Source organism: Pseudomonas sp. MT92, from assembly GCF_058792515.1.
The window spans coordinates 182,318-202,602 of sequence record NZ_JBXAFA010000001.1; the positions used below are offsets into that span (position 1 = coordinate 182,318).

Annotated in this window: 22 protein-coding genes; 12 read left to right on the plus strand and 10 right to left on the minus strand. The window is 60.8% G+C overall.

Translation table 11 applies throughout. The annotated features are described in order from the left end of the window. The first annotated feature begins 20 nt into the window (after positions 1-20). From AC1Q6D_RS00855 to sutA, 3 genes are all read left to right on the plus strand, one after another. A complete protein-coding gene (locus AC1Q6D_RS00855) occupies positions 21-1,358 on the plus strand; it encodes an ammonium transporter (protein WP_103402921.1) in 1,338 nt (445 codons plus the stop codon). A gap of 215 nt (positions 1,359-1,573) precedes the next feature. Continuing rightward, complete coding sequence (locus tag AC1Q6D_RS00860) at positions 1,574-1,999, plus strand: secondary thiamine-phosphate synthase enzyme YjbQ (RefSeq protein WP_047534955.1); 426 nt, start codon at positions 1,574-1,576, stop codon at positions 1,997-1,999. Positions 2,000-2,100: 101 nt separating this feature from the next. Next, positions 2,101-2,424 carry a dormancy-specific transcriptional regulator SutA gene (sutA, locus tag AC1Q6D_RS00865; protein ID WP_007980816.1) on the plus strand — a complete coding sequence of 108 codons (324 nt, stop codon included), beginning with the start codon at positions 2,101-2,103 and terminating at the stop codon, positions 2,422-2,424. 180 nt (positions 2,425-2,604) lie between these two features. Here the strand turns inward: sutA and AC1Q6D_RS00870 are convergent, their stop codons facing one another. From AC1Q6D_RS00870 to lptM, 6 genes are read right to left on the minus strand one after another with little or no spacing between them, the layout of a single operon-like run. After that, positions 2,605-3,312, minus strand: a complete 708-nt coding sequence (locus tag AC1Q6D_RS00870) for an HAD family hydrolase (RefSeq protein ID WP_103402920.1) — start codon at positions 3,310-3,312, stop codon at positions 2,605-2,607. Beyond that, positions 3,309-4,208, minus strand: a complete 900-nt coding sequence (gene xerC / locus AC1Q6D_RS00875) for a tyrosine recombinase XerC (RefSeq protein WP_103402919.1) — start codon at positions 4,206-4,208, stop codon at positions 3,309-3,311. The genes AC1Q6D_RS00870 and xerC overlap by 4 nt, the downstream gene beginning before the upstream one ends. Positions 4,209-4,210: 2 nt before the next feature. Beyond that, a complete protein-coding gene (locus AC1Q6D_RS00880; protein ID WP_090466401.1) occupies positions 4,211-4,936 on the minus strand; it encodes a DUF484 family protein in 726 nt (241 codons plus the stop codon). A 13-nt stretch (positions 4,937-4,949) separates the two neighbouring features. After that, entirely contained in the window at positions 4,950-5,780 is an 831-nt protein-coding gene (gene dapF / locus AC1Q6D_RS00885; protein WP_047534948.1) for a diaminopimelate epimerase, read from the minus strand. 4 nt (positions 5,781-5,784) lie between these two features. Beyond that, complete coding sequence (gene lysA / locus AC1Q6D_RS00890; RefSeq protein ID WP_047534945.1) at positions 5,785-7,032, minus strand: diaminopimelate decarboxylase; 1,248 nt, start codon at positions 7,030-7,032, stop codon at positions 5,785-5,787. 9 nt (positions 7,033-7,041) lie between these two features. Further along, positions 7,042-7,215 carry an LPS translocon maturation chaperone LptM gene (gene lptM / locus AC1Q6D_RS00895; RefSeq protein WP_047534942.1) on the minus strand — a complete coding sequence of 58 codons (174 nt, stop codon included), beginning with the start codon at positions 7,213-7,215 and terminating at the stop codon, positions 7,042-7,044. A 202-nt stretch (positions 7,216-7,417) separates the two neighbouring features. Here lptM and cyaY point away from each other — a divergent pair, with 202 nt between their 5' ends. The 3 genes from cyaY (at position 7,418) to rnk (ending at position 8,597) form a co-directional block, all read left to right on the plus strand. Further along, a complete protein-coding gene (gene cyaY / locus AC1Q6D_RS00900; protein WP_090466405.1) occupies positions 7,418-7,750 on the plus strand; it encodes an iron donor protein CyaY in 333 nt (110 codons plus the stop codon). A 4-nt stretch (positions 7,751-7,754) separates the two neighbouring features. After that, a complete protein-coding gene (locus AC1Q6D_RS00905; RefSeq protein ID WP_081997964.1) occupies positions 7,755-7,970 on the plus strand; it encodes a DUF1289 domain-containing protein in 216 nt (71 codons plus the stop codon). 216 nt (positions 7,971-8,186) lie between these two features. Next, entirely contained in the window at positions 8,187-8,597 is a 411-nt protein-coding gene (gene rnk / locus AC1Q6D_RS00910; RefSeq protein ID WP_047534936.1) for a nucleoside diphosphate kinase regulator, read from the plus strand. 7 nt (positions 8,598-8,604) lie between these two features. Here the strand turns inward: rnk and AC1Q6D_RS00915 are convergent, their stop codons facing one another. The 3 genes from AC1Q6D_RS00915 to AC1Q6D_RS00925 all read right to left on the minus strand — a co-directional run bounded on the left by AC1Q6D_RS00915 (position 8,605) and on the right by AC1Q6D_RS00925 (position 12,333). Beyond that, on the minus strand, positions 8,605-11,451 hold the full coding sequence (locus AC1Q6D_RS00915; protein ID WP_103402918.1) for a class I adenylate cyclase: 2,847 nt from the start codon (positions 11,449-11,451) through the stop codon (positions 8,605-8,607). A gap of 192 nt (positions 11,452-11,643) precedes the next feature. Beyond that, complete coding sequence (locus AC1Q6D_RS00920; RefSeq protein ID WP_103402917.1) at positions 11,644-11,889, minus strand: TIGR02647 family protein; 246 nt, start codon at positions 11,887-11,889, stop codon at positions 11,644-11,646. A gap of 159 nt (positions 11,890-12,048) precedes the next feature. Then, positions 12,049-12,333, minus strand: a complete 285-nt coding sequence (locus AC1Q6D_RS00925) for a hypothetical protein (RefSeq protein ID WP_047534926.1) — start codon at positions 12,331-12,333, stop codon at positions 12,049-12,051. 124 nt (positions 12,334-12,457) lie between these two features. On the opposite strand from AC1Q6D_RS00925, the gene AC1Q6D_RS00930 reads away from it, so the two are divergent. Next, positions 12,458-13,117: a glutathione S-transferase family protein gene (locus AC1Q6D_RS00930; protein WP_103402916.1), complete on the plus strand. Its 660-nt coding sequence runs from the start codon at positions 12,458-12,460 to the stop codon at positions 13,115-13,117. A gap of 119 nt (positions 13,118-13,236) precedes the next feature. Here AC1Q6D_RS00930 and argH read toward each other — a convergent pair whose 3' ends face one another. After that, a complete protein-coding gene (argH, locus tag AC1Q6D_RS00935) occupies positions 13,237-14,631 on the minus strand; it encodes an argininosuccinate lyase (RefSeq protein WP_047534921.1) in 1,395 nt (464 codons plus the stop codon). Positions 14,632-15,086: 455 nt separating this feature from the next. Between argH and AC1Q6D_RS00940 the strand changes: the two genes are divergently transcribed. The 5 genes from AC1Q6D_RS00940 to AC1Q6D_RS00960 all read left to right on the plus strand — a co-directional run bounded on the left by AC1Q6D_RS00940 (position 15,087) and on the right by AC1Q6D_RS00960 (position 20,072). After that, a complete protein-coding gene (locus AC1Q6D_RS00940) occupies positions 15,087-15,833 on the plus strand; it encodes a LytR/AlgR family response regulator transcription factor (RefSeq protein ID WP_047534918.1) in 747 nt (248 codons plus the stop codon). A 139-nt stretch (positions 15,834-15,972) separates the two neighbouring features. Next, positions 15,973-16,914, plus strand: a complete 942-nt coding sequence (gene hemC / locus AC1Q6D_RS00945) for a hydroxymethylbilane synthase (protein WP_103402915.1) — start codon at positions 15,973-15,975, stop codon at positions 16,912-16,914. Further along, on the plus strand, positions 16,911-17,678 hold the full coding sequence (locus tag AC1Q6D_RS00950) for a uroporphyrinogen-III synthase (protein WP_103402914.1): 768 nt from the start codon (positions 16,911-16,913) through the stop codon (positions 17,676-17,678). Before hemC ends, AC1Q6D_RS00950 begins: the two co-directional genes overlap by 4 nt. Positions 17,679-17,694: 16 nt before the next feature. Beyond that, on the plus strand, positions 17,695-18,837 hold the full coding sequence (locus AC1Q6D_RS00955) for a uroporphyrinogen-III C-methyltransferase (protein WP_103402913.1): 1,143 nt from the start codon (positions 17,695-17,697) through the stop codon (positions 18,835-18,837). Next, entirely contained in the window at positions 18,834-20,072 is a 1,239-nt protein-coding gene (locus AC1Q6D_RS00960) for a heme biosynthesis protein HemY (protein ID WP_103402912.1), read from the plus strand. The genes AC1Q6D_RS00955 and AC1Q6D_RS00960 overlap by 4 nt, the downstream gene beginning before the upstream one ends. Positions 20,073-20,285 lie beyond the last annotated feature (213 nt).

Consider the following 20,285-nt stretch of genomic DNA (forward strand, 5'->3'; position numbering starts at 1 on the left):
ACGCCCCAGGAGAAAACAATATGACTCTGCGTAAATTCGCAGGGCTAGGAGCCCTGTTGTCCATCGTAATGCCCGGCCTGGCCATGGCGGCAGATCCGGTGGCGACTCCAGTCCTCAACTCCGGCGATACCGCCTGGATGTTGACCTCGACAGCCCTCGTGCTGTTCATGACCATTCCCGGCCTCGCGCTGTTCTACGGCGGCATGGTTCGGTCGAAAAACATTCTTTCCGTGATGATGCAGTGCTTCGCCATTACTGGTCTGATCAGCGTCCTGTGGGTCATTTATGGCTACAGCATCGCGTTCGACACCACCGGCATGGAACAAGGCGTCATCAACTTCAACTCGTTCTTTGGCGGCATGGGCAAGGCGTTTCTCGCCGGCATCACCCCTGCCAGCCTGACCGGCCCTGCGGCCCTGTTCCCTGAGGCAGTGTTCGTCACCTTCCAGATGACCTTCGCCATCATCACTCCGGCGCTGATCGTCGGTGCCTTCGCCGAGCGGATGAAGTTCTCCGCGATGCTGGTTTTCATGGGCGTCTGGTTCACGCTGGTCTACGCGCCGATCGCGCACATGGTCTGGTCCGGCAACGGCGGCCTGCTGTGGGACTGGGGCGTGCTGGATTTCGCCGGTGGCACCGTGGTGCACATCAACGCCGGTGTGGCCGGCCTGATTGCCTGCCTGGTGCTGGGCAAGCGTAAAGGCTTCCCGACCACCCCAATGGCGCCGCACAACCTTGGCTATACCCTGATGGGTGCGGCGATGCTGTGGGTCGGCTGGTTCGGTTTCAACGCCGGTTCCGCCGCGGCGGCCAACGGCACGGCCGGCATGGCGATGCTGGTGACCCAGATCGCAACCGCCGCTGCTGCATTGGGCTGGATGTTCGCCGAGTGGATGACCCACGGCAAACCAAGCGCACTGGGCATCGCTTCGGGTGTGGTTGCAGGCCTGGTGGCCATTACTCCGGCGGCCGGCACCGTAGGTCCTATGGGCGCTCTGGTGATCGGCCTGGCAGCAGGCGTGGTGTGCTTCTTCTGCGCCACTACCCTGAAACGCAAACTCGGCTATGACGATTCCCTGGACGCCTTCGGTGTGCACGGTATCGGCGGTATCCTCGGTGCAATCCTGACCGGTGTTTTCGCTGCACCGTCCCTGGGTGGCTTCGGTACCGTCACCGACATCGCCGCACAAGTCTGGATTCAATGCAAAGGCGTGGGCTTCACGGTGATCTACACCGCGATCGTCACCTTCATCATTCTCAAGGTACTGGATGCCGTCATGGGTCTGCGTGTCACCGAGGAAGAAGAAGCCGTCGGTATCGATCTGGCGCTTCACAACGAACGCGGCTACAACTTGTAAGCACGCGCATGAGAAAACTTGCCCGGCTTGCCGGGCATTTTTTTGTCCGGATTTTGTCGTTAAGGGAAGCGCTGAAAGGTTTTTTCTGACAGCTTTTGCACTGTTTGCGACGCGGGTTTTTGTGCCGCCGATGGCTTACAGGATTGAAGGAATATTAGGGCCTTTGTTTTTTCCCAGAGCGCGCTAGAATGCGCCCCGAACGTGCGGAGAACTGTATGTGGCAACAGACTCTGATTACTCTGCGGGCGAGGCCCCGGGGCTTTCATCTGGTAACGGACGAGTTACTCGCCGGCTTGCCTGAACTCAGGGCGTGCCGGGTTGGTCTGCTGCACTTGTGGCTACAGCATACCTCGGCGTCGTTGACCATCAACGAGAACGCCGATCCGGCGGTACGTCGCGACTTCGAACGGTTTTTCAATCGTCTGATCCCACAAGGAGCAGACGGCTATGAGCATAACGACGAAGGCCTGGACGACCTCCCGGCGCACTTCAAGGCCAGTGTGCTTGGCTGTCAGCTCAGTCTGCCGATATCGGCAGGCCGATTGGCGTTAGGGACCTGGCAAGGCGTTTATCTGGGCGAGCACCGTGATCATGGCGGTGCTCGTAAAGTCCTCGCCACCGTGCACGGTGAAGGGGCATAACCGCTGGTCAGCAGCGGCTGTTGATTTTTTTCCGGCAGCCTTCGACAGAGGGCAAAGCTGGGCTATAACTAATCTGCTTTTCGCAAGTCATGAGGTAGAACATGAGCGACGATGATCTGGAAAACGACGACCTCGAAGTAGGCGACGACGACGAAACCGAAGAAGGTCTGGAAGCGGCGGCGGAAGATGTCGCTGAAGATGACGGCGGTGATGCGCCGGTTCCGACCGCCAAAGGCAAAGCCAAGGCAGCGGTATCGGTCGATGAGTTGCCAAGTGTCGAAGCCAAGAACAAGGAACGCGACGCCCTGGCCAAGGCCATGGAAGAGTTCCTGGCTCGTGGCGGCAAGGTGCAGGAAGTGGAGGCCAATGTGGTCGCCGATCCTCCCAAGAAGCCTGATAACAAGTACGGCAGCCGGCCTATCTAAGCCTGATTCCTTGCTTGCTGAAAAAGCCCGCCGTCGCTGCGGGCTTTTTCATGCCTGAAACAAAAAAGATGAAAACGGTGGTGATCCCTGTGGGCACGAGCTTGCTCGCGATGGCGGAGTGTCAGGCAACCTTTATTTTGAATGTTGCGCTCTCATCGCAAGCTCGCACAGGTTTCCTTGTCAGTTCGAGGTCTTGTTCCAACTCGCCAGCAACGCCGGCAACTCGGTCAGGCTGCGAATCTCGGCATCCGGCAACCGGTCGGCTTCCCAGTCCTTGCCGGCCGGGTTGAACCAGATCGCCCGCAGCCCCGCTTGCTGGGCACCGGCAATGTCATCGCCTGGGTGGTCACCGATATGCACCGCGGTCTCGGCAGTGGCGCCACCGCGCTGCAGCGCCTCATGGAACAATCGAGAGTCAGGTTTGGCGATGCCGATGTCTTCGGCGCATAACGCGAACTTGAAATAATCCGCCAGCCCCAGGCGCCGCACATCGGCATTGCCGTTGGTCACCACGCCGAGGGTGTAATGGTTGGCCAGCACTTCCAGGGTCGGTTGCACTTCGGGGAAGATTTCCAGCTGATGCCGGGCGTGCAGAAACACCTCGAAACTCTGATCGGCCAGGTCGGACGCTTCCGTATGGGCGTAACCGGCTTCTTCCAGCGCCTGGAACAGCACCCGGCGGCGCAGGGCGCTGATGCGGTGCTTGAGGTTAGGTTCGATGCTCAGGATGCGTTCGCGAATGGCCCACAAGTGTTCCACCGGTACCGCGCCCAGATTCGGTGCGTGTTCAGTCAGCCATTCACGCAATATGGCTTCGGCGCTGACGATCACCGGAGCGGTGTCCCAGAGGGTGTCGTCGAGGTCGAAGGTGATCAGTTGGAGAGTCATGAATCATCGCCTTTAATGCGTTTGGCCCGTGGATGAGCACTGTCGTAGACCGTGGCCAGGTGCTGGAAGTCCAGGTGGGTATAAATCTGCGTGGTCTTGATGTCCGAATGGCCGAGCAGTTCCTGCACTGCCCGCAGGTCCTGGGAGGACTCCAGCAAGTGGCTGGCGAAGGAGTGGCGCAACATGTGCGGGTGCAGGTTTTGCCCGAGCTCCCGTTCGCCAGCGGCTTTTACCCGTAGCTGAATCGCCCGTGGGCCCAGTCGACGGCCTTGCTGGCTGACAAACACCGCGTCGTCCGCCGGATTGGCCAATGCCCGTAACGGCAACCAGAGCTCCAATGCCTCGCGCGCCATTTTGCCCACCGGCAGCAGACGGGTTTTGCTGCCCTTGCCGAGCACCTGGATCATGCCATCCGCCAAATCAAGCTGATCGAGATTCAGTCCGGTCAGCTCCGACAGGCGCAGCCCGGAAGAGTAGAACAGCTCAAGTATCGCCTGGTCGCGACGTGCCAGAAAATCATCCTCCACACCGCCCTCAAGCAGTTGCAGCGCGCGGTCAGTGTCGAGGGTTTTCGGCAGGCGGCGTTCGCCCTTGGGCGGCGCCAGGCCGTTGGCCGGGTCGTGGTCGCACAGGCCTTCGCGGTTCAGGTAGTGATAGAGCCCGCGCACCGCCGACAAGAGTCGCGCCAGGCTGCGGGAGGACTGGCCCTGGGCATGCAGGCGAGCGATCAGGCTACGCAGACGCTGGATGTCCAGCGCCGCCCAGCTGCCGATGTTCTGTTTGACGCACCAGCCCAGCACCTTGTCGAGGTCGCGACGATAGGCCGAAAGCGTGTGCGGCGACACCTGTCGCTCACTGCGCAGGTGTTCGCAGTAAGCGTCCAGTTGCCGTTCCATGTTCAGCGTACCGAGCGCAAGGAGTTGTTGACCCGTGGCAGCACGCGGCCCATGACTTCGGCGATGTAGCTCAGGAACAGGGTGCCCACCGAGCTTTTGTAATGCTGCGGATCACGGCTGGCGATGGCCAGGATGCCGTGGATACCCTGATGGCTGATGGCGACGACGGCGGTGGAACCGATCTGCTTGCGCTGCTCTTCGCCGAACAGGAAGTCCAGCTCGTGCTCGCGCAGGCTGCCGCTGACGCTTTTGTCTTCCTGCAACAAGCCGCCAATGGCCACTTGTGCCTCAGCGTGGGTCACCCAGCGGCCGACCGGCATGGCGTTGTCGCCGAGCAGGATGAGGCTGACAAAAGGCACCTGGAAGTCCTGGCGCAGGCTGTCTTCGACAGACATCACCACGTCTTCCAGGCTGGCGGCATCCATCAGCGCGAGGATCAGGCGGCGGGTCTTGTCGAACAACCGGTCGTTGTCGCGGGCCACGTCCATCAAGTGCGAGAGACGGTGCCGCAACTCGATGTTGCGGTCACGCAGGAGGGTCATCTGGCGCTCGACCAGCGACACGGTATCGCCGCGCCGGTGGGGAATGCGCAAGGCCGGCAGCAGTTCTTCATGCTGGACGAAGAAGTCCGGATGAGCCTCCAGGTACGCGGCAATTGCCGCCGCCTCCAGGCTCTCGGACGGGGATTCGTCGGACTGTCGGGCGGGTACCTGAGGCTTATCGGTCATGGCTTTGGCTCACTCAAAGACGCACTTGTCCTTCATATACACGGACTGCCGGGCCGGTCATCAAGACCGGGTGGCCAGGGCCTGCCCATTCAATGGACAGGCGCCCGCCAGGCAGGTCGATCAATAGCGGCGAATCCATCCACCCCTGGCTGATCGCGGCCACTGCGGCGGCGCAGGCGCCGGTACCGCAGGCCTGGGTTTCCCCGGCGCCACGCTCCCAGACACGCAGCTGCGCGCGGCCTCGGTCGATGACCTGGAGAAAACCGACATTGACCCGTGCCGGAAAGCGCGGGTGATGTTCAATTTTCGGCCCCAATTCATGGACCGGTGCGTTGTTGATATCGCTGACCCGCAGAACCGCATGGGGATTGCCCATGGACACGGCGGCCAGCTCTACCGGGGTGCCATCGACGTCGACCTGATAGCTCAGGGCCTGCTCGGGTGCCTGGAACGGGATGTCGGCGGGCACCAGGCGCGGGGCGCCCATGTTCACGCCGATCTGCCCGTCGCTGCGCACGTCCAGCTCGATGATGCCACTTTTGGTTTCGACACGGATCTGCCGTTTTGCGGTCAGGCGCTTGTCGAGCACGAAGCGGGCGAAACAGCGCGCACCATTGCCGCACTGTTCCACTTCAGAGCCGTCGGAGTTGAAGATCCGATAACGGAAGTCCACGTCCGGGTTGCTGGGCGCTTCGACGATCAGCAGTTGGTCGAAACCGATACCAGTGTGTCGGTCACCCCAAAGCTTGGCGTGCTTGGGCAGAATATGCGCGTGCTGGCTGACCAGGTCGAGGACCATGAAGTCGTTGCCCAGGCCGTGCATTTTGGTAAAACGCAGCAGCATGGTTTTACTCCGGCAGCAGGCTTTCGCCAGCAAACAACTCGGCTACCGTTTCACGGCGACGCACTTCAAACGCCTGATCACCGTCCACCAACACTTCAGCGGCACGGCCACGGGTGTTGTAGTTGGAGCTCATGACAAACCCGTAGGCGCCAGCCGAATGCACAGCCAGCAGATCGCCTTCTTCCAGGGCCAATTGACGATCCTTGGCCAGGAAGTCGCCGGTCTCGCAGATCGGGCCGACGATGTCGTAGGCGCGACCGGCCGTGTTGCGCGGGCGCACGGCCGTCACGTCCATCCAGGCCTGATACAGCGCCGGGCGGATCAGGTCGTTCATGGCCGCATCGACGATGGCGAAATCCTTGTGTTCGGTGTGCTTGAGGTACTCGACCTGCGTCAGCAGCACGCCGGCATTGGCCACGATGAAACGGCCCGGTTCGAACACCAGCGCCAGGTCGCGACCGTCGAGGCGTTCACGCACGGCCTTGATGTAGTCGGCAGCCAATGGCGGCTCTTCATCGCGATAACGAACGCCCAGGCCGCCACCGAGATCGATGTGGCGCAGGTAAATGCCGCAATCGCCGAGGCGGTCGACCAGGCCCAGCAGGCGGTCGAGGGCGTCGATGAAGGGCGGCAGAGTGGTCAGTTGCGAGCCGATATGGCAGTCGACGCCGACCACTTCCAGGTTTGGCAGCTGCGCGGCGCGCACATACACGTCTTCGGCGTCGGCAATGGCAATGCCGAACTTGTTCTCTTTGAGACCGGTGGAAATGTACGGGTGAGTACCGGCATCGACATCCGGATTCACGCGCAGCGAGATCGGCGCACGAACACCCAGTTCGGCGGCCACCACTTGCAGGCGTTCCAGCTCGTCGGTGGACTCGACGTTGAAGCAGTGCACGCCGACTTCCAGGGCGCGACGCATGTCGTCACGGGTCTTGCCGACACCGGAGAACACGATCTTGTCGGCGCTGCCGCCGGCAGCCAGTACGCGTTCCAGCTCGCCACGGGAAACGATGTCGAAACCGGCGCCCAGACGCGCCAGGACATTCAGTACACCCAGGTTGGAGTTGGCCTTGACCGCGAAGCAGACCAGGTGTGGCATGCCCGCCAGTGCATCGGCGTAGGCCAGGTATTGGGCTTCGATGTGGGCACGGGAGTAAACGTAAGTCGGTGTACCAAAGCGTTCGGCGATAGCAGACAGGGCAACACCTTCCGCGAACAGTTCACCGTCACGGTAGTTAAAAGCGTCCATGAGGTTCCCTTATTGGTAGACGTCGTGCTTGTGCGCCTTGGAGGCAGGCTTTTGCGAGGACTGGGCCTGCGCTGCAGGGTCCTGGTCTTCGTCGGGCAGGTACAGCGGGCCTTTTTGACCGCAGGCCGACACAAGGCAGGCAACCGCGAGGAGCGCAGCAAGGGAAGAGATCAGGCGCTTCATGGCGAAATCCTTGAAAATGCATTAATTGCGCCGGAGTATACCGGCCGCCCGGCGGCTTGCCTATGCGACGGGGCTCCCGTCCGGCGGGCCTCGGCTCGCTCCCATAGATTGGGGTTGCCGGGTGTTATTCTTTGCAATCGGGAGGCCTCGGTCGTATCTTGCGGCGCTTGAGCCTGATCAGACACTTTTTGAGGTTGCCGTAATGAGTTTGTCCGAAGCGCGTTTCCATGACCTGGTCGATGCCACCCAACAGACGTTGGAGGACATCTTTGACGACAGCGACCTGGATATCGATCTGGAAAGCTCGGCCGGTGTGCTCACCGTCAAGTTCGAGAACGGAACTCAGTTGATCTTCAGTCGACAAGAGCCGTTGCGGCAGTTGTGGCTCGCAGCGGTGTCCGGTGGCTTCCACTTCGATTACGACGAAGAGAGCGATCGCTGGATGTGCGACAAGAGCGAAGAGCAACTGGGCGAGATGCTCGAGCGCATCGTCAAGGCCCAGGCTGACGTCGAACTCGATTTCGAAGGTCTGTAATACCGTGACACAGTCTGCGCCGGTACGTCCGCCCAAGCCGCTCTACAGCAATATCAGCCCGGCGGTGCCATCGCCGTGCAGTGGCGTGTGCCGGCTGGATGAGCAAAAAGTCTGCCTCGGCTGTTTCCGCCACGTCGAAGACATCCGCGAATGGCGCTCGGCGGATGACGAGCGGCGCCGGGTGATTTGCGAACAGGCTCTGAAACGCCGGTCTCTGTAGGCGCTGGCCTGACAGCGATGGCGGTCGTGCCCCTTCAGATCTATCGCCGGCAAGCCGGCGCTTGCAGGGTTGCGCGCTGTCCGGTTCTGGCTTGTATATTTTTTGAGCTGTGTTAGTGTCCGGGTACGCCTCAACTCATCGAGGCTTGTGAAAACCCCGCCTTTTTCTGGCGGGGTTTTGCTTTTTTCGTGCAGAAGAAAGGAGTCTGCCCTGATCATGACCGCACCTTCCATCACCCTTACCCGTCTGGACGTACAGCGTCTGGAGCGTCTGATCGACAGCCTGGATGACACGCTGCCAGGCGTTATCGCGCTGCAAACCGAGCTGGATCGCGCCGATACATTGGTCAGCCACGAAGAAGTGCCGGCCGATGTTGTGACCATGAATTCTCGCGTGCACTGCCGTGAAGAGAGCAGTGGCAAGGATTATCACCTGACCCTGGTTTATCCGAAGGATGCCAACGCCGACGAAGGCCGGATTTCCATCCTGGCGCCCGTGGGCAGTGCGCTGCTTGGCCTGAAGGTTGGCCAGCACATCGATTGGCCGGCGCCGGGTGGCAAGACCCTGAAACTGACCCTGCTGGAAGTCGAATCGCAGCCAGCCAATGGCGGCGCCTTCCCTGAGTGACAACCTGTCAGGCCTGTTCGAGCGCCTCGTTCAGTGCGTGCTCCAGGTCGGCCTTGTAACGTAGATACATATTGCTTGAACTCTGCCCATCACTGAGCAGGCCTGTCAGGTCAAGGTCGGTGATGTAGCAGCGATAGCGCTCGGTTTCGCTGCGCTGTTCGATGATTTCCCGGGCGACCACGCTGAACAGCTGGTCGCCATGCTCCAGTTCTGAAAACTCCCGCTGATTGCAATACAAAGTGACCTGTACCTTGCCCGGTACCGCTTTGCCGACGATCGCCTGTACGTCATAGAACGGTTTGTTGGCGGCGGTTTGCGGTGCCGGTCTGGGTTCGACCCTGCGCGCCCGCCCCGCACCGGAAGGCAGCAGCCGGTAATACAGGGTGTCCAGGCTCGGGGGGTGGGCCGCGTCCATCGGCAGCAAGGTGTCGCGCCGGTACAGGATCGACTGGAGGAACCGTTGCAGCGGCATCAGGAGGCTTTGCTCGTCGTGCCACGGCAAGCGCTGGTGCCACAAGGCATTGAATTCATCGAGTACGTACAGATCGGCCTGGTCTTCGTTGACCCGGTAGAACACCTGGATGCAGTCGGGCTGCCCCATGGGCAAGAGCAGCGCCAGGTTGTGGTCTTCCAGGGCCTTGTGATCGAGGTGCAGCGGGCTGTAGCTGGCCAGGTCTTCGCTCAGGTAATCGAACAGCGCAGGCAATGAGGCCAGGGCGACGTGATTGACTTGGCCGGGTATCAGTTCAAGTACGTGGTAATGCTGCTGGACCTGAATCATGTAGCGGTAATTGAGGTTGCTCAGCAGCAGGTTCTGCGCCGTGTCGAGGATTTCTTCGACGCGCTGGGCGATGAATTGCGCGCGGTTGTGGCAGAAGCACTGTACTCGCAACCGGGGCTGCTGCGGTCCGTTGGGCAGATTGTTGAGGTAGTCGCGCAGGCAGTCGAGCAGGGCGTGAGGTCCGTCGAAGCGATTGACCAGGACTTCGTTCCAGCTATTGAGCAAGACTTGATCCAGGGTCAGCACCAGGTTTTCCCTGACGCCGGCATAGCTCAGGGAGTCGGTGCGCTCGGTGGTCATCAGGATGTTCAGGTCGCGATGGTGCTTGAGCGGGTCGACGCCGACGTTTACCAGGATTAGCACCTCGCTGGGCACGCTGGCGCGCAGCAACGGTTCTTCGGCGACGGTCTGTAGCGGCAGGCGAATGCTCTGTTGCAGACTGCCCAGCAGGTTGAACAGTTCGAACTCGCTCAGGTCGCTGCTTCCGGGATGCAGGGCCAGACGGGTGCTGCTGTCGATCACGCCGTTGCGGTGGCACCAGGTCAGCAGTTCAAGCAATTGACGGCTGCGCTTGATCGGGGCGAAGTGTTCCCACTCAAGGACGGCCAGGCTGCCGTTATACAATCCCCACTGGCTTGTCTCCGACCCCTTTTGGCTCGATGCGTATACCAGCGTCAGGGTGTCTTCAGCCAGGTCAGGCGCGATGCCCGGGTTGATGAATTCGACCTTGCCTGCCTTGCGCTCGAAGGCGGCATACAGACGTCGGCCCAGCACGCTGAGATCGCGTTTGTTGATCAGGCTGGTGGTTTGGTCGTTACGGGCAAATTGGGTCAGGAAGCGGTAGCTGTAGTTCAGCTCGTTGACCAGTGCCCGGCGCTCCGAGTCGACCTGGCGGACTTTCCACTGACTGCGGCTGTCGAGCAGCGCCAATTGCCGTGGGTCCCATTGCCATTCGTGGGCCAGCCGTTCCAACAGCGAACGTTGCCAGCCCTGGGTTCGACCGCTGCTGCCGGTGAGTTTGCGATTGACCTTCAGGTACAGCGCGCGACGCACCACTTCCAGGCGCTCGGGCTCGTTGCGGGCGATAAGGTATTCCTCGATGCGCCGATAAACCACGACGTACGGGTCCAGTTCATCGAGGTCGAGCCGATTGGCGAACACGGCCTGCTTGAAGCGCAGGCTCAGGCACTGGACCCTGGGGTGTTCGCTGGCGTAAACCTCGGTCAGCAGCAGCTTGAGCACCGACTTGTAGGGCGACTCGATGCCCTTGAACAGTTGCCAGAGTCCGGCACCGATAAATTCGCCGGGCGGAATATAGGCCAGGTGCCCCAGGTCGAGGGTTTCGTCTGCGCGGATGAAGCGTTTGGAAATCAGCGTGTGGGTATAGCGGTCGTAACCCGCCTCTTCATAGACCGGTACCAGCCACCAGATCGGTGTGCGTCCGGCCAGCCAGATCGCGGTGCGGTAGAACTCGTCCAGAAGCAAGTAGTGTTGGGTGGTGCCACAGTCTTCCGAACTCAATTGGGTATCGCGCTCGCCGCGTACGAAGCGAACCGGGTCGATCAGGAAAAAGTGTGCTTCGGCCCCCTGGCTGTCGGCCCAGGCTTCCAGCAATTGGCATTTCTTGCGCAGCTCGGCGAGTTCCTGCTCGTTCAAATCCGGACTGTGACAGACCCACACGTCCATATCGCTCTGATCGGCCTGAGCCAGCGAGCCGAGGCTGCCCATCAGGAACAGGCCGTGAATCGGGCGCGGCGGATTGCTACCGTGGCGCGGCTTATAGGAAAACGAGCGGGTCAGGCGTTGAGCTTCGGCCAGGGCATTGGCATCCGGCTCGAAATTCGACAGCCCGGCCGGTGTGCTGCCGGAAACGTAACCCGGCAACAACGGATGATTGACGTGAAAAAACAGCGGAAGAAGGTTGAGCACCCCTTGCTGGCGGGTCGACAACCCCTCCATGGCGCGAGCCATGCGGCCCTGATTGAGCTTCAGAAACCGCGCGCGCAGTTGGCTGAGAACCTTGCGGTCGATTCCCTCGTCCAGATCGGGGCGGATTTCATGGGTACGGGTCATGTCAGCTCAAACCGGCTCACAGGGCTCGGATGTGGGGCTCTCGGGATGAGGGGCAGTTTAGCGCCTCGGCCCCAGGGCGTTTAAGCTGATTTTGTATTTCTGGCGCCAGATTTTTATCGCGTGGCGACGGCCGGGAAGAATTTGCCCGCGGAAATCCCGTGGTGGAGGTTTCCGTGGGCGATACGGTGCAATTCAGGCTGTTTCCCGGACGCGCAGGATGGTCAGAACGGTTTGTATGTTTTGCGCGGCATCACGACCCAGGCTGGTCAGGTAACCGCCATCGGGTTGGTCGATCAGTTCTTTTTCAAACAGGCGTTGGGCAGCGGCAATGGCTTTGGGGGCAGCGGTTTGATGAATTTTCAAACCTTCCTGGGAACTGTCCAGGTTGAAGAGTGCGAGGATTTCCAGTTCGGCAACCAGCTCAGGGGTAAGCGACATAAGGACTCCAGACTTTCTAGGAATTAGACGACAGCGCCCCTAAGGTGATCCCACTCGTGCGGCATGTCCAGCCCTCGCGACAGGGTTTTTTCATCATGGTGAGCATTCCCCGTTTTCAGGGGCTTGCAGGAGCGGGCTTGCTCCTGCAGGGGGAAGGGGTTATTTCTTTTCCGGGGGCAACTCGGGCAGCGCGCGCAGTGCCGCTTCGTACCATTCGGTGTTGAACGCGCGGTCTTCTTCGAGGATTGCGTCAATTTCCACGGCCAAAACATGAGCCATCAGATTGAGAATTTCTTCCTTCTCGTAACCCACCAGCGTCAGCTTGTTGAAGGTCGCCTTGGCGGCCGGCGGATTGTCGCTTTCGATCTGGTTTTCGATGGCTTCAATCAGGGTGTTTTCGGTGAATTCTTCTTCGTCGCTATCGATGTCTGTTGGCTCGCTCATAGCAGGCTCCTCAAGTTAAGGCGGCCAGTTTACCCGCATTCAGCAGCGTGATGCTGCTGGCGAGAAAGCCACGAGCGATCTATAAACACGCACTGCCCACCCCGCACGGCCTGGAGGCTCTGTGATGATCAAGCTTTATGGATTTTCCGTCAGCAACTACTACAACATGGTCAAACTGGCGTTGCTGGAAAAAGGCCTGGCGTTTGAAGAAGTGCCGTTTTACGGCGGCACCAGCCCTGAAGCGCTGGCCATCAGTCCACGGGGCAAGGTGCCAGTGCTGCAGGTCGAGCAGGGCTTCATTAACGAAACCGCCGTGATTCTCGAATACATCGAGCAGAGCCAGCAAGGCAGGCCCCTGCTGCCGAGCGGTCCATTCGAGCGCGCACAAGTGTTGGCGCTGGCCAAGGAAATCGAGTTGTACATCGAACTGCCGGCGCGTGCCTGTTTCGCCGAAGCGTTTTTCGGCATGACCGTGCCCGACGCGATCAAGGAAAAGACCAAAGCCGAGTTGCTGCTGGGAATGGCGGCCCTGGGCCGGCACGGCAAATTCGCCCCTTATGTAGCGGGCGACAGCTTGAGCGTGGCGGATTTGTATTTCCTGTACAGCGTGCCGCTGGCGTGTGGTGTGGCGCACAAACTGTTCGGGATTGATCTGTTGGCTGAAGTGCCGCAGGCCAAGGTACTGCTGGAGCGTCTGGAGCAGAATCCGAATGTGCAACGGATCGCGGCGGACAAGGACGCGGCGATGCCAGCGTTTATGGCGATGGTCGCGTCCAGGAAGTAGTTTGTAGCGCTCTTACGATCGCATCGCGAGCAGGCTCGCTCCCACAGGAGGTATGCGGCAGGCACAAATTTTGTGTCTGCCGCCGATCAATGTGGGAGCGAGCCTGCTCGCGAAGCTTTTTAGCGGCTGGCGAGCAACGCCTGGCCGCGAACCACGGCTGCCTTCACCTGCGCCGGTGCTGTGCCGCCGATGTGATTACGGGCGTTGACCGAGCCTTCCAGGGTCAGTACGGCGAATACGTCCTGATCGATCTGGTCGCTGAACTTGCGCAGTTCTTCCAGGCTCATTTCCGCCAGGTCCTTGCCACTTTCCACGCCGTATTTCACCGCATGGCCAACGATTTCATGGCAGTCACGGAACGGCAGGCCACGGCGTACCAGGTAGTCGGCCAGGTCGGTGGCGGTGGAGAAACCGCGCAATGCCGCTTCGCGCATCATCGCGTGCTTGGGTTTGATCGCCGGAATCATGTCGGCGAAAGCCCGCAGCGAGTCGCGCAGGGTGTCGGCGGCGTCGAACAGCGGTTCCTTGTCTTCCTGGTTGTCCTTGTTGTAGGCCAGGGGCTGGCCCTTCATCAAGGTCAGCAGGCCCATCAATGCACCGAAGACGCGGCCGCTCTTGCCACGCACCAGTTCCGGCACGTCCGGGTTTTTCTTTTGCGGCATGATCGAACTGCCGGTGCAGAAACGGTCTGGCAGATCGATGAACTGGAATTGCGCACTGGTCCACAGCACCAGTTCTTCGGAGAAGCGCGACAGGTGCATCATCGCGATGCTGGCGGCCGAGCAGAATTCGATAGCGAAGTCACGATCGGACACGTTGTCCAGCGAGTTGCCGCCCACCGCGTCGAAACCCAGCAATTGGGCAGTGTATTCACGGTCGATCGGGTACGTCGTGCCGGCCAGCGCGGCGCTGCCCAACGGCATACGGTTGGTACGCTTGCGGCAGTCGACCAGACGCTCGTAATCGCGGCTGAGCATTTCGAACCAGGCCAGCATGTGGTGCCCGAAGGTGACGGGCTGTGCGGTCTGCAGGTGGGTGAAGCCTGGCATGATGCTGCCCGCTTCGCGCTCGGCCTGTTCCAGCAAGCCTTTTTGCAGGCGGGTGATTTCGCCCAGAATCAGGTCGATTTCGTCACGCAGCCACAGGCGGATGTCGGTGGCAACCTGATCGTTACGGCTGCGTCCGGTGTGCAGCTTTTTGCCGGTCACGCCGATGCGGTCGGTCAGGCGCGCCTCGATGTTCATGTGCACGTCTTCGAGGTCGATGCGCCAGTCGAACTGGCCGGCCTCGATTTCACCCTGGATGGTCTTCAATCCATCGATGATGCTGTCGCGCTCGGCATCGGTGAGCACGCCGACCTTGGCCAGCATGGTGGCGTGGGCGATCGAGCCCATGATGTCGTGGCGATACAGGCGCTGGTCGAAGGTGACGGAGGCGGTGAAGCGGGCGACGAAGGCGTCGACGGGTTCACTGAAGCGGCCGCCCCAGGACTGATTGGTCTTGTCAGTGCTCATGAATTCGCTCGTATCGGCTGAAGAAAGATGGCGTTGAAAGCTGGCGCGGATAATAACAGGGTTGCCATTGCTGTCGCTGACGCTGGTCGCCTGGTTTTTTCATGGCCCGCCCGTGTCCGGGGCAATTCTTGTGCGATTCACTCAACGATATTTTTCATTTGAGCTCTATCGTCTCGGCAACCGTCTACAGTTGGACAGTAGGGTTGGTGCACTTCTCGGTGCGCAAGTGGACTATATGACGAGGGGGTGTTCAGATTGCGTATCAGCAAACCCTGTGGCGCTGTGTCGCCAATGCGAGCCTGGGCCGCCAATTGCCCGGCGGATGAAAATTTAGCCGTCGGTCTCGCGGCACTTTTTGACGCTCGCGCTAGTCTTAGCGTGGATCGCGGTGACGGACGTCACTTACCCTGTCTACGCTATCCTTGTGCGAGACTCACGCAGGAATCCAGCGCAATATGAATGTCCTGATCGTTGATGACGACCCCCTAGCCCGCGAGCGCCTGAGCCGAATGGTTGGCGAACTCGAGGGATACAGTGTCCTGGAGCCCAGCGCCACGAACGGCGAAGAGGCGTTGGCACTGATCGACAGCCACAAGCCGGATATCGTGCTGCTCGATATCCGCATGCCAGGCCTTGATGGCCTGCAAGTGGCCGCGCGATTGTGCGAACGCGAAACCCCGCCCGCCGTGGTGTTTTGCACAGGGCCCGATGAATTTGCCGTGGAAGCCTTACAGGCCAGCGCCGTAGGCTATCTGGTGAAACCTGTGCGAACCGAACATTTACATGACGCTTTAAAGAAAGCCGAGCGACCCAATCGTGTTCAACTCGCGGCCCTGACCCGCCCGGCCGCCGAAAGTGGCAATGGTCCACGCAGCCACATCAGCGCCCGAACCCGAAAGGGGATCGAGCTGATCCCGCTGAATCAGGTGGTCTACTTCATTGCCGATCACAAATACGTGACCTTGCGCCACGAGAGCGGCGAAGTGCTGCTGGATGAACCGCTCAAGGCCCTCGAGGACGAGTTCGGTGACCGCTTTGTGCGGATCCACCGTAACGCACTGGTCGCTCGCGATCGCATCGAACGGCTGCAACGAACGCCACTCGGGCATTTTCAGCTGTTCCTCAAAGGCCTGAACGGTGACGCCTTGATCGTCAGTCGGCGCCACGTGGCGGGCGTGCGGAAGATGATGCAACAGCTTTAATTCGCTGGTCGCAGGTGAATTTCCACACCCGATTGCCGGACATCCGGGGCCAGGGAGGCCGAGTAGTTTCTGATACAAGTCAAAGTGGATTTGGCTGAGCTGTTATTATCCGCCGTATCTTTTCAGTACGGATTGATCCATGTCCTCTCGCCAGATCCGCATCGCCACCCGCAAAAGTGCTCTCGCCCTGTGGCAGGCCGAATATGTCAAAGCCCGTCTGGAAGAGGCCCATCCCGGTCTGCTCGTGACGTTGGTCCCCATGGTCAGTCGTGGTGACAAGCTGCTTGATTCACCACTGTCGAAAATCGGCGGCAAGGGCCTGTTCGTCAAGGAACTGGAAACCGCGTTGCTGGAAAACGAAGCGGACATCGCCGTGCACTCCATGAAAGACGTGCCGATGGACTTCCCCGAAGGTCTCGGCCTGTTCTGTATCTGCGAGCGTGAAGACCCGCGCGATGCATTCGTCTCCAATACCTATGCCAGCCTGGACGAGTTGCCTGAAGGCAGCATCGTCGGTACATCGAGCCTGCGTCGCCAGGCCCAATTGCTGACCCGTCGACCTGATCTGGAAATCCGCTTCCTGCGTGGCAACGTCAACACTCGTCTGGCCAAGCTCGATGCCGGTGAGTACGACGCCATCATCCTTGCATCCGCCGGTTTGATTCGCTTGGGCTTTGAAGATCGCATTATGTCGGCCATCAGCGTCGACGACAGCCTGCCCGCCGGTGGCCAGGGTGCCGTGGGCATCGAATGCCGCAGCGCCGACAGTGAAATTCACGCACTGCTGGCGCCGCTGCATCATCAGGACACCGCCACCCGCGTCACCGCCGAACGTTCCCTCAACAAACACCTCAATGGTGGCTGCCAGGTGCCGATTGCCTGCTACGCCGTGCTTGAAGGCGAGCAGATCTGGTTGCGTGGCCTGGTGGGCGATCCGAATGGCGGTCTGCTGCTCAGTGCTGAAGCCCGCGCGCCACGAGGCAAGGCCGAGGCCCTGGGTGTGCAAGTGGCCGAAGACCTGTTGAGTCAGGGCGCCAACGAGATTCTCAAAGCGGTCTATGGCGAGGCAGGTCACGAGTGACGGGCTGGCGCCTGCTGTTGACGCGTCCGGCGGATGAGTCGGCGGCGCTGAGCAGTCTCCTGGCCGATCAGGGGATTTTCAGCAGCAGCTTGCCGCTTTTGGACATAGCGACGATCCCCGCCTCTGACACAATGCGCCAGGTGATCCAGGAACTGGATCGCTACAGCGCTGTGATCGTGGTCAGCAAGCCCGCTGCTCGAATCGGCATCGAGTTGATCGACCGGTTTTGCTCGCCCTTGCCGCGCGTGAAATGGTTCAGCGTCGGCGCGGCGACGGCACAGATTCTTGTCGATCGTGGCCTGGATGTGAGCTGCCCGGCGCAGGGCGATGACAGTGAAGCCTTGCTTGAACTTGAGGCATTGCGCGAGGCCATCGCCGGGCCTGAACCGCGCGTGCTGATCATGCGCGGGGAGGGTGGTCGCGAGTTACTGGCAGAGCGCCTGCGCGAGCGAGGTGCTAGTGTCGAGTATCTGGAACTGTACCGTCGCGAACTGCCGTACTACCTGCCGGCCACGTTGCCACGGCAGATTGAAGCGGAACGCCTGAACGGGCTGGTGGTCAGCAGTGGACAGGGTTTTGAGCACCTGCATCAATTGGCTGGCGATGCCTGGCCACGGTTGGCGCGGTTGCCGTTGTTTGTACCAAGCCCCAGGGTTGCCGAGCTGGCACATGCCGCCGGGGCCCTGGCAGTTGTGGATTGCCGCGGCGCCAGTGCCGCGGCTTTGCTGACGGCGTTACGGGAGCACCCCGTGCCCGTTCTCTAATGCAAAGGATGGATACGTGAGCGAAACAGCCTTGCCTAAAGATGACGTCCGGCCAGTGCTCGATGCACCGGTTGAAACACCACCACCTGCGGCAGAGCAGCGCCGAGGCAATGGGCTGGCGATTGTCGCGCTGTTGTTGGGCGCTGCCGGTATCGCAGTGGGTGGTTGGGGAGTCTGGCAGGTGCGTCACCTGCAATCGACTAACCAACAACAGCTGAGTCAGGTGCAGGCATTGAGTGACGAGGCGCAAAGCCTGAAGCTCAATGAACAGCGCCTGAGCGCGCGCCTGGAGCAAATGCCTGGCGCCGATGTGCTGGAGGAGCGCAGTCGCCTGGTGATTCAGCTGCAGGGTGATCAGCAGCGCCTGAACCAGCGTCTGGAAACCGTTCTCGGTGCCAGCCGCAAGGATTGGCGCCTGGCCGAGGCCGAGCACTTGCTGCGTCTGGCCAGTTTGCGATTGTCTGCCTTGCAGGACATCAGCAGCGCCCAGGCCCTGGTGCAGGGCGCCGATGAAATTCTGCGCGAACAAAATGATCCCGGAGCCTTCGCCGCCCGCGAGCAAGTGGCCAAAACCCTGGTGGCTTTGCGCAGCACCGAGCAACCGGATCGCACGGGGTTGTTCTTGCGGCTGGGGGCTTTGCGTGAGCAGGTGATCGGCCTGACCGAACTGGCGCCCGAGTACAAGGATCGTGGCGAATCGTTGCTGGGCCTGACCGCCGATGGCGACGGCGCCAACCGTTGGGCCCAGTGGTGGGATCAGATTTCTCGCTACATCCGCATCGATTTCAACGCCGATAAAAACGTCCGCCCGTTACTGGCCGGGCAGAGCCTGAGCCAGGTGCGACTGGCCCTGAGCCTGACGCTCGAGCAAGCGCAATGGGCCGCACTCAATGGTCAGGCTGCGGTTTACAGCCAGGCTCTGGACGAAGCGCGCGATGTGCTCAAGGGCAACTTCAACCCGGACAATCCGCAGAGCAAAGTGATGCTTGAGCAGGTGGCCGAGTTGAGCAAGCAGCCCGTCACCGTGGTCACCCCGGACCTGACCGGCACACTGAGTGCGGTTCAGGCTTATCTGGAACGGCGTAACGTGAACGCCGAAGACTCGGTCAAGCCAATGGCCAAACCTGCCGCGAACGCCGCGCAGGAGGCCACACCATGAAGCGCCTGTATGTGATCGTGTTTCTGGTCATCGCTGCTACAGCGGCGCTAGGCTTGGCGATTGCCGAGCACTCGGGCTACGTGCTGATCGCTTACAAGACGTTCAGATACGAATCGAGCCTCTGGGCAACGCTGGCTTTGGTGGCTGTCCTTTGGCTGCTGTTCTGGGGCATCAAGGCGTTGATCGAGTTGGTAACGACGTCCAGTGGCGTGGTCAACCCGTGGTCACGGCGCAATCGCAGTCGTCGGGTGCAGGTCGCCATCGAGCATGGTCAACTGGATCTGGCGGAAGGTCGCTGGGCCAGCGCGCAGCGTCATCTGGCCCGGGCGGCGGAAGCCGAGCGCCAGCCGCTGCTGTACTACCTCGGCGCTGCCCGAGCCGCGAATGAACAAGGTCATTACGAGGAAAGCGACAACCTGCTGGAGCGTGCGTTGCAGCGTCAGCCACAGGCCGAGCTGGCAATCGCCTTGAGCCACGCACAATTACAGACTGATCGCGGCGACACCGAAGGCGCCCTCGCGACCCTGCAAGCGATGCACGAGCGCCACCCTCATAACGTGCAGACCCTGCGCCAGTTGCAGCGCTTGTATCAGCAGCTAGGCGATTGGTCGGCCCTGATTCGTCTGCTGCCGGAGTTGCGCAAGGACAAGGTCCTGCCAGCCGCTGAATTGGCCGAACTTGAGCGTCGCGCCTGGGGCAAGAACCTGTCTCTGGCGGCGCATCAGGAAGCAGACGGAACCGTCGGCTTGCAAACGCTCAACCGCGCCTGGCAGCAGTTGAGTTCGGCCCAGCGTCAAGAGCCGCAACTGGTGCTGGCCTATGCCGAGCAATTGCGCCAACTGGGTGCTCAGGTCGAAGCTGAAGAGGTGCTGCGCACGGCGCTCAAGCGCAGCTTTGACAGTCACCTGGCTCGGCTCTACGGATTGGTTCGCGGTGGTGATCCGGCGCGTCAACTGCAATTCGCCGAGGGCTTGCTCAAGGATCAACCGGCCGACCCGAGCCTATTGCTGACCCTGGGTCGCCTGTGCCTGCAAAGCAGCCTGTGGGGCAAGGCGCGGGACTATCTGGAAAGCAGTCTGCGCGTGCAGCGCAACCCGGAAGCCTGCGCCGAACTGGCTCGGTTGCTGGCGCAGATGGGTGATACCGAGCGCAGTAATCAGCTGTTCCAGGAAGGTCTGGGCTTGTTGGATGAGCGCTTGTTGGCAGCACCGCTGCCGATGCCGGCTCACGCTTGACCGTGAGTGAAGGGTCGCCCGAAGGGGCGATCCGATGGCGAAAACGTTGTCGGAATTTTACTTTCGTGATTCGTCTTCAGCAGAATCCTACAAGGGGCTACACCTGATCCTCTGGCCTCTGTCGGGAATTCCCTACACTTGCGCTGAAGTGTCCCTGCCGACCTGTCTTGAAAGGCCGTTGCGCTTTCCTCTACCGTAGCTGTCGGTCCTTAC